Source organism: Arthrobacter sp. LAPM80, assembly GCF_046736435.1.
Classification (GTDB): domain Bacteria; phylum Actinomycetota; class Actinomycetes; order Actinomycetales; family Micrococcaceae; genus Specibacter.
On the sequence record NZ_JBCHVD010000003.1, the window covers coordinates 224,937 to 240,712 of the forward strand.

At 65.1% G+C, this 15,776-nt stretch carries 11 protein-coding genes and 1 pseudogene; 4 read left to right on the forward strand and 8 right to left on the reverse strand.

What is annotated here, in order from left to right; genetic code table 11:
• Nucleotides 1-109 precede the first annotated feature (109 nt).
• Entirely contained in the window at nt 110-1,387 is a 1,278-nt protein-coding gene (locus AAGW05_RS05230; protein WP_411803419.1) for an MFS transporter, read from the forward strand.
• A 48-nt stretch (nt 1,388-1,435) separates the two neighbouring features.
• Here AAGW05_RS05230 and AAGW05_RS05235 read toward each other — a convergent pair whose 3' ends face one another.
• The gene (locus AAGW05_RS05235) at nt 1,436-2,908 is read right to left on the reverse strand and encodes a TIGR01777 family oxidoreductase (RefSeq protein WP_411803420.1); all 1,473 of its coding nucleotides are present in this window, start codon (nt 2,906-2,908) and stop codon (nt 1,436-1,438) included.
• 262 nt (nt 2,909-3,170) lie between these two features.
• Here AAGW05_RS05235 and AAGW05_RS05240 point away from each other — a divergent pair, with 262 nt between their 5' ends.
• Both AAGW05_RS05240 and AAGW05_RS05245 read left to right on the forward strand, forming a co-directional pair.
• A complete protein-coding gene (locus tag AAGW05_RS05240; RefSeq protein ID WP_411803421.1) occupies nt 3,171-6,866 on the forward strand; it encodes a TM0106 family RecB-like putative nuclease in 3,696 nt (1,231 codons plus the stop codon).
• 55 nt (nt 6,867-6,921) lie between these two features.
• The gene (locus AAGW05_RS05245; RefSeq protein ID WP_411803422.1) at nt 6,922-7,527 is read left to right on the forward strand and encodes a DUF1345 domain-containing protein; all 606 of its coding nucleotides are present in this window, start codon (nt 6,922-6,924) and stop codon (nt 7,525-7,527) included.
• Here AAGW05_RS05245 and AAGW05_RS05250 read toward each other — a convergent pair.
• The 4 genes and pseudogenes from AAGW05_RS05250 to AAGW05_RS05265 all read right to left on the reverse strand — a co-directional run bounded on the left by AAGW05_RS05250 (nt 7,524) and on the right by AAGW05_RS05265 (nt 11,277).
• On the reverse strand, nt 7,524-8,822 hold the full coding sequence (locus AAGW05_RS05250) for a M18 family aminopeptidase (RefSeq protein ID WP_411803423.1): 1,299 nt from the start codon (nt 8,820-8,822) through the stop codon (nt 7,524-7,526). The genes AAGW05_RS05245 and AAGW05_RS05250 overlap by 4 nt on opposite strands.
• A 71-nt stretch (nt 8,823-8,893) precedes the next feature.
• Nucleotides 8,894-8,995, reverse strand: a pseudogene (locus AAGW05_RS05255) (DNA-binding response regulator); the annotation flags it as partial.
• A 423-nt stretch (nt 8,996-9,418) separates the two neighbouring features.
• Nucleotides 9,419-10,327, reverse strand: a complete 909-nt coding sequence (locus tag AAGW05_RS05260; protein WP_411803424.1) for an ABC transporter permease — start codon at nt 10,325-10,327, stop codon at nt 9,419-9,421.
• A 2-nt stretch (nt 10,328-10,329) separates the two neighbouring features.
• Nucleotides 10,330-11,277 carry an ABC transporter ATP-binding protein gene (locus AAGW05_RS05265; RefSeq protein WP_411803425.1) on the reverse strand — a complete coding sequence of 316 codons (948 nt, stop codon included), beginning with the start codon at nt 11,275-11,277 and terminating at the stop codon, nt 10,330-10,332.
• A 182-nt stretch (nt 11,278-11,459) separates the two neighbouring features.
• Between AAGW05_RS05265 and AAGW05_RS05270 the strand changes: the two genes are divergently transcribed.
• Complete coding sequence (locus AAGW05_RS05270; RefSeq protein WP_411803426.1) at nt 11,460-12,131, forward strand: phosphatase PAP2 family protein; 672 nt, start codon at nt 11,460-11,462, stop codon at nt 12,129-12,131.
• On the opposite strand, the gene AAGW05_RS05275 is transcribed toward AAGW05_RS05270, so the two are convergent.
• The 3 genes from AAGW05_RS05275 to AAGW05_RS05285 all read right to left on the reverse strand — a co-directional run bounded on the left by AAGW05_RS05275 (nt 12,128) and on the right by AAGW05_RS05285 (nt 15,656).
• A complete protein-coding gene (locus tag AAGW05_RS05275; RefSeq protein ID WP_411803427.1) occupies nt 12,128-13,327 on the reverse strand; it encodes an MFS transporter in 1,200 nt (399 codons plus the stop codon). The genes AAGW05_RS05270 and AAGW05_RS05275 overlap by 4 nt on opposite strands.
• 125 nt (nt 13,328-13,452) lie before the next feature.
• Complete coding sequence (locus AAGW05_RS05280; protein ID WP_411803428.1) at nt 13,453-13,596, reverse strand: hypothetical protein; 144 nt, start codon at nt 13,594-13,596, stop codon at nt 13,453-13,455.
• 377 nt (nt 13,597-13,973) lie between these two features.
• Nucleotides 13,974-15,656, reverse strand: a complete 1,683-nt coding sequence (locus AAGW05_RS05285; protein ID WP_411803429.1) for an ABC-F family ATP-binding cassette domain-containing protein — start codon at nt 15,654-15,656, stop codon at nt 13,974-13,976.
• Nucleotides 15,657-15,776: the final 120 nt, after the last annotated feature.

Genomic DNA, 15,776 nt, shown 5'->3' on the forward strand with positions numbered 1-15,776 from the left:
GGTTGGCATGCCCGGACGCTCCTCTGTCACACTTGTTTGGTCTGCTTTCACCCCAAGACATTTTGGCCGGCCGCCAGCCGCTGCCGGCCGACCCCAGCAAAGGATCCGCATGAGCACCACCTCCCTCCAGCGCCGCAACCAGGGCGTGCTGGTCGTTGGCCAACTGCTGTCAGGCGTTGGCGTCGCATCCGGCGTTGCGGTGGGTGGCATCCTGGCCGCCGAGCTGGCAGGCACGACGGCGGCATCAGGCTTTGTGCAGACCGCCTCGGCCCTGGGCGCGGGGCTGGTTGCCGTGCCGCTGGCGAACCTTGCCGTCCGGGCGGGCCGCCGCTGGGCGCTGAGCACGGGCTTTGCCTTGGGTGCCGTGGGTGCAGCGCTGGTGCTGCTGGCTGCGATGCTTGGCCAATTCTGGCTCATGGCCGCCGGCATGCTGTTCTTCGGTTCAGCAACGGCGGCGGGCCTGCAGGCACGCTATGCAGCCGTCGACGGCGCCCCGCCGGAGAAGGCCGGGCGGGCCATGGCGATTGTCATTTGGGCCACCACCGTGGGCTCGGTGGCTGGCCCCAATCTGTCGGCACCCGGGCGCCTGATCGGCATCAGGCTCGGCCTGGTGCCGCTGTCGGGGCCGTTCGTGTTCTCGCTGATCGCCTTCGTCACGGCAGCGCTCGTCATCGCGGTGTTCTTCCTGACTCCGCCGCGGGCGCCCGCCGCACCGGCCAAGCTCACCAAGCAGCACGGCGCGTGGCGTGCGCTGCGCCTTGCCAGCCACAACCCGCGGGCCTTGTTCGCCCTGGCCGCCGTGACTGGCGGGCACGCCATCATGGTCGGCGTCATGGTCATGACGCCGGTGGCGATGAACGCGCACGGGCACGCCCTTGAGATCATTGGCATTGTCATCAGCCTGCACATCCTTGGCATGTACGCGGCAAGCCCGGTGTTCGGCTGGCTCGTGGACAAGCTGGGCGCCATGCCGGTCGTGTTCATCGGTTGCGGCGTTTTCCTGGCTGCCATCACCCTCGGCGCCGTGACATCGGACAGCAGCAACCCGGTGATGATGTCCCTGGCCCTGACCATGTTGGGCCTTGGGTGGTCGGCCTGCCTGATCGGCGGCTCATCACTGCTGAACCAGTCGGCACCGGAGGAATTGCGCGTGCCGCTGCAGGGCGCCAACGACATGATGATGAACTTCGGCGCCGCCGCCATGGCAGCACTTGCCGGTCCGGTCCTGACCTTGGGCGGCTTCTTCTGGGTCAACATGATGGCCCTAGCCGTGCTGGTTCCCATGGTGCTCCTTGGCCTGCGGGCCCTGCGCACGGCGCCGAAACCTGCCGGTGAACTCCGCTCCCTCGTTGAGGTTGGAGATAATGACGCCTCGGACGGAGTCTGAGGCGTCATTATCTCCAACCTCAACGAGCGCGTGTGACTGCTGCGCAGGCTACCGGCCCAGGATGTGGCGCAGCGCCGACCCCAGGTCCGCGTTCCTAAAATCGTACCCCGAGCCCTGCACCTTCGCGGCGGAAACCCGCTGGCTCGCCAACGCCAATTCTGCCGCTCCTTGTTCGCCCAGCAGCAGTCGCGGGCCGGCGTCAGGCACCTTCAACCCTGAGGGGCGGTGCAGCACGGCACCCAGGGTGTGGGCGAACTCCGCGGCTGTCACTGGTTCCGGGGCCACGCCGTTGAGCGGGCCGGCAACTCCCGGTGTCAGCGCCGCATGGACAAAAATTCCTGCAATGTCCTCGATGCCAACCCAGCTCTGCCACTGCCCGCTCCCCACCGGACCCCCTGCACCTGCCAAATAGAGGGGAAGCAGCCGCTGCAAGACCCCGCCGGCGGCCGACAAAACAAGGCCCGTCCGAACATTGACCACCCGGACGCCTGCCTCAGCCGCGGGTGCGCAGGAGGCCTCCCACTCCCTGCAGACACTGGCCAGGAAATCTGTGCCTGCCGGATCCGTCTCAACCAACGCTCGTGGATCACCCCCGGCACCACTCGCCGCGGCCCCGTAGTAGCCCACGGCGGAGCCTGAAACCAGGGTGCGCGCCACGCCGTCGTGCGTCAATTCCGCCAAGGTCCGGGCCAGCAGCCCGGTGCCGCGAACCCGGCTTTGGTAAATCGCGTCCTTGACTGAGTCCGTGAACCGGCCGCCAATGGGGTGGCCGGCCAGGTGGATGACAACTGTGCACTGCGCCAGTGCTGCCGAATCGAGGACTCCGGCGTCGGGGTCCCAAAAGATCTCCCCAGCATTTCGCGGCGCACGACGGACAAGCTTCAGCACAGTGTGCCCGCCCCCTGCCAGCAGTGCGCAGACCTGCCGGCCCACCAACCCCGACGCCCCTGTCACGGCAATCACTAGCGGCGGTCCGGAATGGGCCGCATGGAACGCCAAATCAGCCAGCAGCTGCCGTTCCCTGAAGGCAAACATGCGCACCAGTTCGGCCTCGAAACGCCTGCGCGCCCACTCGCCGCGGGCCAGCGCCGGCAGCTCGTAGTGCACCTCGTCGACCATCACCGTTGTGCCCGGTTCCGCGCCGTCGCTGAATGAATGCCTGTGTGTCCATGACGCCAGCGGCCCCTTGTCCATGACGTCGGTGAAACTCACGCCGGGCACCAGTTCTGTGTGCAGCGCGTCCCACCGCAGCTCCGGCCGGGTCCATTTGCTGCCGGCGATGGAGGCTGGCAGCAGGCCGCGCACACTGCCTGCCGCCGTCCCCAGCCACATCCCCATCCCGCCCGGGGCACCCACGCCCATGGCCGCCGTCGACCCCGGGTTGATGCCGTCGCTTGGCTCGGCCAGGACCGTGCCAAAGAACGACGGCGTGAGCCGCACCAGGGCGCCTGGCCGGGTAAACCACGTGAACACCCGCCCGCGCGGATGGTCGATGGTTGTGACGTGGCGGAACGTTGGCATGTTTACTCCCGGGGATCTGGCTCGCATGAATCTCAGGCTTCCTCCCATCATGCCCCCATCCCCGCCCTTTGCCTCGATGACGGGGCCAACCCGCCAGAACGACGTATCTCGACGGGTGTCTGGCGGGTTGGGCCAGTTCAGGCGAAATGGCGCACCGGCTCCGCGGCGCCGGCAGGTCCAGGCCAGCCCGCCGGGAAAGCCATTGTCGGTGCCACTTGCTAGATTCAAGGTGCTGGACCCATCCCGCACGGAAGGCACTGACATGTTTTTGCTTGACTCCCCCGAAGGAGAGGCACGGCTGATTTTTTCGGCATCCGACCTCGTGACGGCCAGCGAGTGCCAGTACAAAACGCTGCGGATCCTGGATGAGAAGCTGGGCCGGACCGGCAAGCCGGGCTTTGGCAGGGACGCCATGCTGGAGCGGGCGGCAGGGTTGGGCGACGCCTTCGAGCACAAAATCCTGCACGAATACACAGCCGAATTTGGCGAGTGGGACAGGTCCACCGGCAAGGGCGTCAAGCACGTTGAGCGCGGGCAGCTGACGTGGGCGGGCCTTGAGGCCAAGCGCGAGGAAACCCTTCAGGCGCTGCGGATCGGGGCCGACGTCGTTTTTCAGGCGACCTTCTTCGACGGGTCCCTGGTGGGTTTCGCCGACTTCCTCGTGCGCCAGGAAGATGGTTCCTACGCCGTCCACGACACCAAGCTGGCCCGCCACGCAAAGGTCAGCGCACTGCTGCAACTTGCGGCTTACGGGGACCAGCTGCACAAATACAATATTCCCGTGGCACCCACAACCACACTGAAGTTAGGTGATCGCAAGGAAAGCGAGCACCCCATGGCGGACCTGCTGCCCGTGTTCGCCGAACGCCGGGACAACTTCCTTGCGCTGACGGGCGCGCACAGGGCGCAGCCGCTGCCCGTCACGTGGCTGCAGGAAGGCGTCGGCTACTGCGGGCGCTGTGACTACTGTGCAGGGCAGGTCCAAGAACATCGGGACCTGCTGCTGGTGAACGGCATGACGAGTTCGCAGCGGCGAAAGCTCATGGCCGACGGCGTCGCCACCATTGACGGTCTGGCGAACCTGCCGGCAGGGCGGGCCAAGGGTCCGTTGGAGCGCCTGCGGGACCAGGCCCGGATGCAGCTGGGCCTGGAGACTGCCGACGGCACGGCCGTCGTGGGCGAGGGTGCCGACGCGCACCAGGTCAGCTACAAGGTCCTTGGCACGGTCAGCACACTGCCGTCGCCAAGTCCCGGTGACATCTTCTTTGACTTTGAGGGCGACCCCCTCTGGCAGGACCCCGACGATGACACTAAGTGGGGTCTCGAGTACCTGTTCGGCTCAATCGAGGCTCCCGTGCCGGGGGGGCCCGCGGATGCAGCTGAGGTGTTCGTGCCGTTTTGGGCCCATTCCCGGGCCGGGGAACGCCACGCGTTCCTTGGCTTCCTCGCCTACGTTCAGGCCCGGCGCGCCGAACACCCCGACATGCATGTCTACCACTACGCCCCCTATGAGAAGTCGGCCCTGCGCAACCTGGCCATCCTGCACGGCGACAAGGCTGCCGAGGAAACCGTTGACGACTGGCTGCGCAGCGGCCTGCTCGTTGACCTGCTGGACACGGTGCGCCAGTCAGTGCGCATATCCGAGGCGTCGTACTCCATCAAGAAGCTTGAGCCGTTCTACATGCCCTCCGCCCGGGTGGGTGATGTGACGAATGCAGGCGCCTCCGTGATTGCCTATGCGGACTACTGCGCCGCGCGCGACGCCGGACTGGCCGGGGACACTGCCAAGGCCGCCACGGCGGAGGAAATCCTGGCGTCCATCTCCGCCTACAACGAATACGACTGCCTCTCCACCCTGCGCCTGCGCGACTGGCTGCTGGAAATCAAGGCGGCAAGGGTGGTCAATGGATGGACTGAAGGCAGCGGGAAGCTACTCACAACAGAGGACGCCAAGCAGAGGGCAAGCAGCTATGAACCCACCCCCGGAGAGGCGAAACTGGATGCGTTCATAGGCGGCCTGTACGCCGACAGGGACCACCGGATCACCCCCGATGAGAACGCCATCGCCATGGTGTCTGCCGCGGCCAGCTACCACCGCCGCGAGGACAAGCAGTTCTGGTGGGGCCACTTTGACAGGCTGGAGAAGGGACCGCAGTCATGGGCCGAGGAGCGGAACATGCTCGTCATCCACCATTCGGAAGTGCTCGAGGACTGGGCGAAGGCGACACCCCGGGCCAGGACCGAAACCCGGACCCTGAAAATCACGGGGACAGCCACCGAGGGCTCGGATTTCCGCCCCGGCACGTCGTGGTTTGGCATGTTTGACGGCCCGCTGCCCGAGGGCATGGACGAAGGCGCCGACGGTTCAGGGACCCCCGCACAGCGCGGTGGCCTGTTCAACATCACAGTCGCCGAGGACATCTCGGACCCAACTACCCCGGAGCTGACGACGCTGGTGGTGACCGAGAAGTCCACCACGAAGGTCCCTGCCTACAGCCAGCACCCCATGGCCCTGACTCCCGACAAGCCAATCGCCACAAAGAGCATCCGCGAGGCGCTTGCCGCCCTGGCCGACACCGTGGGCGGCAATCTGGAGCACCTTCCGCGGCACCCCGGCATCGACATCCTGCGCAAAGCCAACCCGCGATTGGCAAGCGGCGGATCCCTGCCGTCCGCCGTCGTGCACAGCGACGGGCACAGCACCCAGGAGCACGACTACATTGGCGCCATCACGGCCGCCGTGCAGGACTTGGACCAGTCCTACCTCGCCGTCCAGGGCCCGCCCGGCACAGGCAAGACCCATGTGGGCTCCCACGTCATTGCGAACCTGGTGGACCTGGGCTGGAAAATTGGCGTGGTGGGACAGTCGCACGCTGTGGTGGAGAACATGCTGCGCGCCGCCGTTGAAAAGGCCGGCGTGGATCCGCAGCGGGTGGGCAAGAAGCTCGCCGCGCCGCACGATGTCCCGTGGGAAATCACCGACGACAAGCAATTCGGCAAGCTCCTCGGCGGGGAGGGGGGCGCGCTGATCGGCGGCACCGCGTGGACCATGACGGGCGCCAATGTGCCTGCCGGATCCCTTGACGTGCTGGTCATTGACGAGGCCGGGCAGTATTCGCTGGCCAACACCCTGGCCGTGGCACAGTCAGCCAAGCGCCTGCTGCTGCTGGGCGATCCGCAGCAGTTGCCCCAGGTGACGCAGGGCTCCCACCCGGTGCCTGTCGATGGATCCGCGCTGGGCTGGCTGTCCGCCGGGCATGCAACCCTGCCGAAGGACATGGGCTACTTTCTTGCCGATTCATGGCGCATGCATCCTAAGTTGTGTGCTGCCGTTTCAAGCTTGAGCTACGACGGCGAGCTGCAGTCGGCACCGGCCGCGGCCCAACGCCACCTTGCGGGCAGGGCGCCGGGTGTGGAGGCCGTCCTCGTGGCCCAGGAACCGGGCAGCGGGAAGGACAACAAGCAGTCCTCTCCCGAGGAAGCAGCCGAGGTCATCAGCCAGGCTCGGGCGCACCTCGGGCTGCTCTGGACGCCGGGGGAAGGCAAGGCTCCGCGCCCCTTGGAACAGGACGATATTTTGGTGGTTGCCGCCTACAACGCCCAGGTGCACCTGGTGCGGACGGCCCTTGAAGCCGCCGGTCTGTCAGGGGTCAGGGTGGGCACCGTGGATAAGTTCCAGGGCCAGGAAGCCCCCGTCGTCCTGGTGACAATGGCCTGCGCCGACCCCACGGGGGCGCCCCGCGGCATGGAGTTCTTGCTGAACAGGAACCGCATCAACGTCGCCGTTTCCCGCGGGCAGTGGCGGGCGGTCATCATCCGCTCCCCGAGGCTGACTGACTTCATGCCCGGCCGGCCGGAAGGCATGGCAGAGCTGGGCGCCTTCATCGGGCTGTGCAACCCATACCGGGACGTGACCGCTGGCGCGGCTGCCGCCAGTGAAGGCGCCGGCGTGGCATGATCGCAACATGATGAACACCGTGGGATCTACCCGGATGCAGCACAGGCGATTGCGCATGATTGGAATGGTTTTGTACGGCGCCATTGCGGCCGTGCTGACCGGGCTGCTGGGCGCGTGGGTATATTCCCCGGCCGTGGGCTGGACAGTCGCGGCGCTACTGTACAACGCCTCAGTGTGGTTCCAGATCGCCCCCATGGACGCCGACCGCACGGCCACCCACGCGGTGGAGGAGGATCCCGGCCGGAGAATTTCGGACCTGCTGATCCTGCTGGCCGCGCTGGGTTCCCTGGCCGCCGTCGTGCTCGTGATGGTGGGCAGCAAGGACGTCCACGGGCTGGCAAGGTTCCTGCTGGCACTGCTGGCCCTGACGTGTTCGGCCATGTCCTGGCTCCTGGTCCACACCCTGTACACGCTGCGGTACACGCAGACCTACTATGCGGGCGAGCCGGGCGGCATCTCCTTCAACCAAAAAGAGCCGCCCCAGTACACGGACATTGCCTACATGGCCTTCAGCGTCGGCATGACCTACCAAGTCTCCGACACGAGCATCACTACCCGAGCCATGCGGTCGGTGGCGCTGCGGCACAGCCTGCTCGCCTTTGTTTTCGGCACAGGAATCCTCGCCACAACCATCAACCTGGTGGTCAGCCTCGCGTCTTAACTGAAGCTCTTGATGGGCTCGGCGAAGAACGTCCGGGCAATGCGTGCAAGGTGAAACGGATCGGCAGTGCCGCACAGCTCCCTCGCCGAATGCATTGACAGCAGCGGCGTGCCCACGTCCAGGGTCCTGATGCCCAGCCGTGTTGCCGTCAGCGGGCCGATCGTGGACCCGCACGGGACGTTGTTATTGGAGACGAACTCCTGGTACGGCGAGCCGGCGGTGGCGCAGAGCCCTGCCCAGATGGCCGCACCCACACCGTCGGTGGCGTAGCGCTGATTGGCATTGATCTTCAGCAACGGGCCGCCGTTGAGCACGGGAAGGTTCGCCGGGTCATGCCGTTCGGAGTAGTTGGGGTGGACGGCGTGCCCGGCATCCGCCGAGATGCACAGGGACGCGGCGAACGCACGACGGCGTTCACTCTGCGTTGCGCCCAACCCGTCAGACACCCGGGTCAGGACGTCTTCCAGGATGGGCCCGCACGCACCCGAGCGTGAACCCGAGCCGATTTCCTCGTGGTCGAAGGCGGCCAGGACGGGAATCACGGCGCCGGATCCGGCCTCCAACGCTCCTTCGGCGGCCGCAATGAGCGCCACGACGCCAGCGTGGACCGAGGTCAGATTGTCCATACGGCCAGCGGCAAAGAACTCACCGTTGGCGCCGAAGACCTGGCCCGGCTGGGTGTCGGCAACCACGATGTCGTATCCGCCGATGGTCGCTGCGTCCACGCCGGCACGGTCCGCAAGCAGACCCAGCAGGTCCTCGTCGGAGGGATTACCCTGTCCCCAGATGGGGTTCATGTGCTGTTGCTTGTCCAGCTTGAGGCCGTCATTGCTTGACCGGTCAAGGTGGATGGCAAGTTGCGGGAAGCGCAGCAGCGCCCCTGTCGCCACGAGCGTCTCGGTGCCGTCCAGGTCCACCAGGCGGCCGGCGAACTGCAGTTCACGGTCCAGCCAGGAATTGATCAGGGGCCCGCCGTAAATCTCGACACCTGCCTGCAGCCAGCCAAACCGGCCGGTGGTGGGCTTCGGCTTGAGCTTGAACGACGGCGAATCGGTGTGCGCGCCAAGAATGTTGTAGCCCGTGGTGGCCGTCGCATTTTCGGGCACGATCCAGGCGATGATGGCGCCGTCGCGGATCACGAAGAACTTGCCGTGCGTGGGCCACTGCGCCTTTTCCCCAAGCTGGGTGAACCCTGCGGCCGCAAGCCGCTTCCCGGTTTCCCGGGCCGCATGAAAGCTCGACGGCGATGCCTCGATGAAGTCGCGAAGGTCAAGGATGTGCTCAACGAAAGTCATAACTAGATTCAACCACGAAGCGTTTAGTAGTCGGGATTGCTGGAGATGACCATGCCGGTTTCGTAGGCGTACACCACGTGCAGCTCGTCCTCGCCCTCAAGGATCAGCCGGAAGCCCATGCGCAGCAGCGGCTGGCCGTCCACGAGCAAAACATTGATTCGCGACGCCTCCACCAATGCCTCTTCCACAGCTTCCTCTTTTGCCGAGGGGCCTTCATCCGGATGCAGGACCGCCTTGGACCACCGGGCCGCCGTGGGGGCGTCGGCAACCAGGAATTGGGACGGAAATTGGCAAATGAACAGCGTGTACACGCTCAGCGGGAGGGCGGCAATCACGGCAAGTGAGAAACCCAGCAGGGGCCGGTATGCGGCCGCCACTGCACAGAGGGCGAACCAAATGCGGATGCCGATGTTTCCCGTGTCGGGCACCCGGGCAGCATTGAGCAGTTCAAGAACCGACAGGATCGCCAGCACTGCCAGGGGCTTCTCGCGACGGAACATTAGCACCACCGCGGCGGGCCGAGAACTCTTCGGCCTGCCGCTCCGCGGGTGGGGGTCGGCGGGGTCCCCGGATGAATTTCAGGGACCGGGGAAGTCTTAGACGTCACGGGTCTTGAGGGCAACGATGGCGGGAACCATCAGCACAATAATCCAGCCCAGGAAGATCATGCCGCCAGCAAACGGTGTGATGAAGGCTGCCTTCTCGCCAATTTCCAGCATGCGGCCGCCGGCAACGCTCGGGGTGTACTGGCCCACGTACTTCCAGAAGTCTCCCGGGACCAGGCCAAGGAGCTGCGTGGCGATTTGCAGCAGGAAGAACAGCGCCACCAGGACGATGATGCCGCCGGCCGAGCTGCGGATAAGCGTGCCCAGGGAAAGCCCGGCCAGGGAGACACCTGCAACATAGACGCCGCCCATGAAGATGCTGTACAGAACGCCGTCCATGCCAAGGGACATGTTGATCCCGTAGGAGTGCATGATGGGCATCGAGATCAGGAACGTGACAAATGCCGCCACGAGCGTCACAACGTAGGAAACAACCACAAGGACAATGGCCTTGGCGAAGAACATCGGCAGCCGCTTGGGCACCGCCGTCAACGTGGAGCGGATCATGCCTGTGCCGTATTCCGAGGAGATCAGCAGCACGGCCATGGCGCCAAGCACCAGGATGCCCAGCTGGAGCCCGGCGATGGGGGTCCCGTAAATGTTCAGGTCCTGGGCATTTGCTGCCGCAACTGCCTGGTCAACCGTCATCTTCGGGGCGCCCGGAACCTGTCCCCGCGAGGTGGGGCCAGTGGTGCCGAAGTCCATGATCTGCTGGACGATGATGCTGCGCAGCCAGGAGGCGAGGACACCAACGCCCACCACGGCCACGAAGGTAAAGCCGAGCAGCAACTGGGTGGAGCGCAGGGAGCGGAACTTGATCCATTCGCTGCGCAGCACGCCTGCGAAGGACAGGCCGGTGCCGCCCGAAGCGGAAGGGGAGGAAATCGTCGTCGTACTCATCTTTAGAGTCCCTTCACAGCGGCCGGTGCAGGCTCGTTGCCGTCAAATTCTTGCGAGTGGTACTCCACTGCGTCCTTGGTGAGGTTGAAGTATGCCTCCTCCAAGGAGGTTGTCAGCGGGGTCAGCTCGTACACGAGCACGCGGCCTTCCATGGCTGCGGTTGCAATCTGGCGGGCATTGAGGCCCGTCACCTCAAGGGTCTCGCTCTCGGGGCTTTCAACCGTGACACCCTGGCCGGCCAGCAGCAGGCTCAGCCTGGTGACCTCGGAGGTGCGCACCCGGACCTTGGCCTGCTGCGTGCCGGCAAGGATTTCGGCGATGGGCGCGTCGGCAAGGATCCGGCCGCGGCCGATGACAATCAGGTGATCGGCTGTAAGTGCCATCTCGCTCATGAGGTGCGATGACAGGAAAACCGTCTTGCCCTGGCCGGCGAGGTGCTTGGCCAGGTTGCGCACCCACAACACGCCTTCGGGATCCAGGCCGTTGACGGGCTCATCCAGGATCAGTGTCTGGGGGTCCCCCAGCAGTGCAGAGGCGATGCCGAGCCGCTGCCCCATGCCGAGGGAGAAACCGCCGGCCTTCTTCTTGGCGACGGCAGCCAGCCCCGTCATGTCGATGACCTCATTGACACGGCTGGTGGGGATGCTGTGCGTGGCGGCCATGGACAGCAGGTGGTTGTAGGCGCTGCGCGAGGTGTGCACGGCCTTGGCATCGAGCAGGGCGCCCACCTGGTGCAGCGGGTCGTGGTGTTTGACGTACGGCTTGCCGTTGACGCTCACGGTTCCGGCGCTTGGCTTGTCCAGGCCCACAATCATGCGCATGGTGGTGGATTTGCCGGCACCGTTCGGGCCGAGGAATCCGGTCACCATTCCGGGTTTGACGGTGAATGTGACACCGCCGACCGCGGTCTTGGCACCGTAGTGCTTGGCCAAGTTTACTGCCTCGATCATGTGGACACCCCTTTGGACTTTTGCCGGGCGAATACGGCCCAGCTTGCGAATCTATCACCACCGTACTTAACGATCGCGGCAAAAACGTCTCCCTCATGGATGATTCAGGGTTTCCCCAGGGTAGTCCTAAGGGATGATGGCGCAACGGCGCCCGCCCGCCCGGCACGCAATAGACTGGTCTGATGCCTTCTCGTACCCCAATTCCTCGCACAGCCGCTGCCGCCCTGCGCCCGTTGGACTGGTCCCGCGCAGCCCTGGTGTGGGCCTCCGTGCCTGCCCTTGCCCTGCTCGTGGCCGGCGCCCTCATGGTTTTCCTGTCGGACAACAACCCGTTGTTCCAAAAGTACGACGACGGCTGGAACCAACTCATGCTCGGCTCACGGACGCCGTGGCTCACCGATGTCAACCGTGTGCTGGACTTTGCCGGCAACGACGGCATGATCATCTACAGCGTGGCGCTGTTCCTGGTGCTGCTGCGCAGGCACCGGCGGCTGGCATTCTTTACCGCGGGGGCAAACGTTGGCGTACTCGTGCTGACCCAGTTGATCAAGATTTTGGTGGCACGGCCCAGGCCAGAAAACCGGCTGGTGCACGTGGATTCGGGTGCATACCCGTCAGGGCATGTTAGTGCCACCGTCGCGGCGGCCGTGGTGACCGCCGTCGTGATTGGCAGGCTGTGGATGTGGATCAGCGCCGTCATCCTCGGCATAGCCATGATGTACAGCCGCATGTACCTGGGCGCGCATTGGCTCTCCGACACGATTGCGGGGGCACTGCTTGGCGCCGGATTCACGCTCCTGTTGTGGGCTGCAGTGAAAAATAAGTGCCTTAACAAGAATATGCCAACAGATTAGCTGGCGGCTTGTTCAAACTCCGCCGCGGGCAGGGGCCTGGCAGCCGGTGCAGTGAGAATCGAGGCCACGATGGCAACGCCGATCGCGAGCAGCGCCCACCGGATGGTGACGTGGTCACCGAGGAAGCCAAGCAGCGGCGGGCCGGCAAGAAACGCCACGTAGCCGATCGTTGAGACGACAGAAACACGGGCCGCAGCCCGGACCGGATCGTCGGCGGCTGCCGACATTCCCATCGGGAAGCCCATGGCGGCCCCGGCGCCCCAGAATACAGCACCCACGCCGGCCAGCAGCATGGTCGGTGCCAGGACGAACACGACCAGGCCCACGAGGGCCGACGCCAGGCTGCCGTACAGCACGGGCACGCGGCCGAAATTGTCGACGAAGCTCCCGCCAAAGAACCTGAACAAGGTCATGGAGGCCACGAAGACGGCAAACATGATGGCGCCGCCCGATTCAGTGGCGCCCAGCCCGTCGACGCTTGCCTTGGCGATCCAGTCGTTGGCGGCACCCTCGGTCAAGGCGGCGCCGAGGACCACAAGACCCACCAGCAGGGTGCGGCTTTCGGTCCAGGCACTGCGGCCCGTGGCGGCCCTGGCTTCCCGCGGCGCCCTGCTTCCGCTGGTTGGTGTTTCAGGCAGGAAGAAGCGCGGCACTAACACCATGGCTGCGCAGACGGCCACCACGATGGCTGCAAGGTGCAGCGACATGCTGACGTCAATGGCCGACAGGCCTGCGCCGATCAAGGCGCCAACGAGCGCCCCGCCGCTGAAACCGGCGTGGAACTGGGGCATGACCGTCCTGCCCAAATGCCGTTCAACGTCCGCGCCCTCAATGTTCTGCGACACGTCCCACAGGCCAATGCCCACACCGAAGAAGAACAGGCCCATTGCGGTTAGTGGGACTGCGTGCTGCGCCAACGCGATGGATATGACCAGGCCGCCCAAGGCCGCGGTGAAACCGCCAACGCGAAGGGTATTAGCCGTGCCGATCCGGGCCACGACCGATCCTGCAAGGGGCAGTGCAATGACCGATCCGGCGGCGATGGTCAGCAACAGCAGTCCCATCTCACCTGACGTCAGGTCCAGAATGCGGGTCACTGCGGGGATTCGCGCCGCCCAGCTGGCAAAGATGAAGCCGTTGATGGCGAAGACCGAAAAGGTGGCAATGGCCGCACGGCGGACCGTTTGCTGGTTCATGGTGGGTTTTCTCTTTACGAAAGGGGGCCGGGGCAGGCGCTGCAATACGAGGATGCTGCATCAACTCTAGCTCCGCCCCAACGCCCCACCCCAGCAGGTCAAGGATTTGGTGGGCGACACCGTCGTCAAAGCCGGTGGTAAGCGCCACCTGGAGGCTGGCGGCGGTCACGGGCGCCTGTTTCCTCAACGCATTCCTGCAGCGCCACATAGAGAATGCCGTGGTCATCGACAGTTGTTCCGGCCATGTCAAGGACGGCACGTTCAATCATGGTGCATTCCTTAATTCCGAATTTATGTGTTGGGTAGATAGACGGAAAACCGTGCGAAAACATGTCTCCACACGGACGTCCTGATCGTTGGCGCCTCGATCCGCAACTTCGGACACTGCTGCGTCAGCGCGCAATTGAGGTGAACCGCTGCGCTTTGCAGATGGCCCTTGTCCCTCCGCCGGCTTCGATGGTGATCAACCGGGCCGTCCTGGCGCGAACCTCATGCTGACGCAGCGGCCCGACGGGACCTTGCTCGTGGGAGACGGCGAAACTCCTGGGGACCGAGAATTTTCGTGTCCGTCCGCCGGCATAGGCATGACGACCTCCTTTGGCCTTGCCCAAAAGACGTTCGCCCAGTTCCAGCCCCGAAGAAACAACTACCGGGCGCGCTCGACCCGCTTTTCATCCCAGACGGGCTCTTCGGACTCGTACACCTTGCCGTCGGAACCGAAAACAAGGAAGCGATCGAAGGAACGGGCAAACCAACGGTCGTGGGTCACGGCCAAAACGGTTCCCTCGAAGGCATCGATGGCCTTCTCCAACGCCTCGGCGGAGTGCAGGTCGAGGTTGTCGGTGGGCTCGTCGAGCAGCAGCAACGTGGCGCCTGAGAGCTCGAGCAGCAGAATCTGGAAACGTGCCTGCTGGCCACCGGAAAGGGAGTCGTACTTCTGCTCGGAGCTTGCGGCCAGGCCGTAGCGGTCCAGGGCGCCGGCGGCGGCCTCACGACCCAGCCCTGAGCGGTGTTCGTCGCCGCGGTGCAAAATATCCAGCAGGGTGCGCGTTAGCAGGTCAGGGCGGGCGTGGGTTTGGGCGAAGAAGCCGGGCCGGATGCGGGCACCCAACTTCACGGATCCCTCGTGCGGCACATGGGCAATGTCGACGTCGGACACTGGCTCGTGTTCCTTGTCCGGATCCGAGCCACCGGCAGCCAAAAGCCGCAGGAAGTGCGACTTTCCTGAGCCGTTGGAGCCCAGCACGCCCACACGGTCGCCGAACCAGATCTCGGTGCTGAACGGCTTCATCAAGCCAGTGAGTTCCAGCTTGGTCGCCACAATGGCGCGCTTGGCCGTCCGCCCGCCCTTGAGCCGCATCTTCACGTTCTGCTCAATGGGCAGGGCCTCTGGCGGACCCTTTTCAAGGAACTGCGCCAGCCGGCTCTGGGCCGCCTGGTACCTGTTGGCCATGTCGGATCGGAACGCGGCCTTGGTCTTGTACATATTGACGAGTTCCTTGAGCTTGATGTGCTCCTCGTCCCAGCGCTTGCGCAGTTCCTCAAAGCGGGCGTTGCGGTCCTCGCGGGCCTTGACGTACGACTCGAAGCCGCCGCCGTGGGTCCAGCTCGAGGCGCCGTTGATGCCGGGTTCAAGCGTGACGATCCTGTCGGCGGCGTTGGCCAGCAGCTCGCGGTCGTGGCTGACGAACAGCACTGACTTGTCTGAGGCAGCCATCTTCGCTTCGAGCCAGCGCTTGCCGGGCACATCCAGGTAGTTGTCGGGCTCATCGAGCAGCAGGAGCTCATCGGGTCCGGAGAACAGGGCTTCCAGGACCAGGCGCTTTTGCTCACCTCCGCTGAGGGTCGAGGCCTTGCGGTACTGGGCAGTGTAGAAGTCCATGCCCATCGCGGCCATGGTGACCTCATCCCAGGTGGTTTCCATCTCGTAGCCGCCAACGTCGCCCCAGTCGGCGATGGCCTGCGCGTACGCCATTTGACTTGGCTCGTCGTCGCGCTCCAACATGGCCACTTCGGCTTCGTCGACTGCCTTTCCGGCGGCGGCGATGTTCTCCGCTGCGACGGAGAGCAGCAGGTCACGGACTGTGCTGTTGTCGCGGACCTGGCCCACGAACTGGCGCATGACACCCATGCTGCCCGAGCGTGAGACCACGCCTTCGTCGGGCTTGATGTCCTGACAGATGATGCGCAGCAAGGTGGTTTTTCCCGTGCCGTTGGGGCCGATCAATGCGGTCTTGGTGCCGTCGGAGACGCGGAAGTTCACCCCGTTCAGCAGCTGCCGGCCGTCGGAGAGAAAGTAGTCAATGTTTGCAACGTCAATATGTCCCACGCCCTAATTCTCCCATCTAGTTCCCGCACCCGGCACCGCGGGCATGGCGGGACAGGCGGAGCAGGTCCCCCGGGCGCCTTTTGGTACTCGTTGCCGGACTCGCCGGGCGGGTCCAGGGTG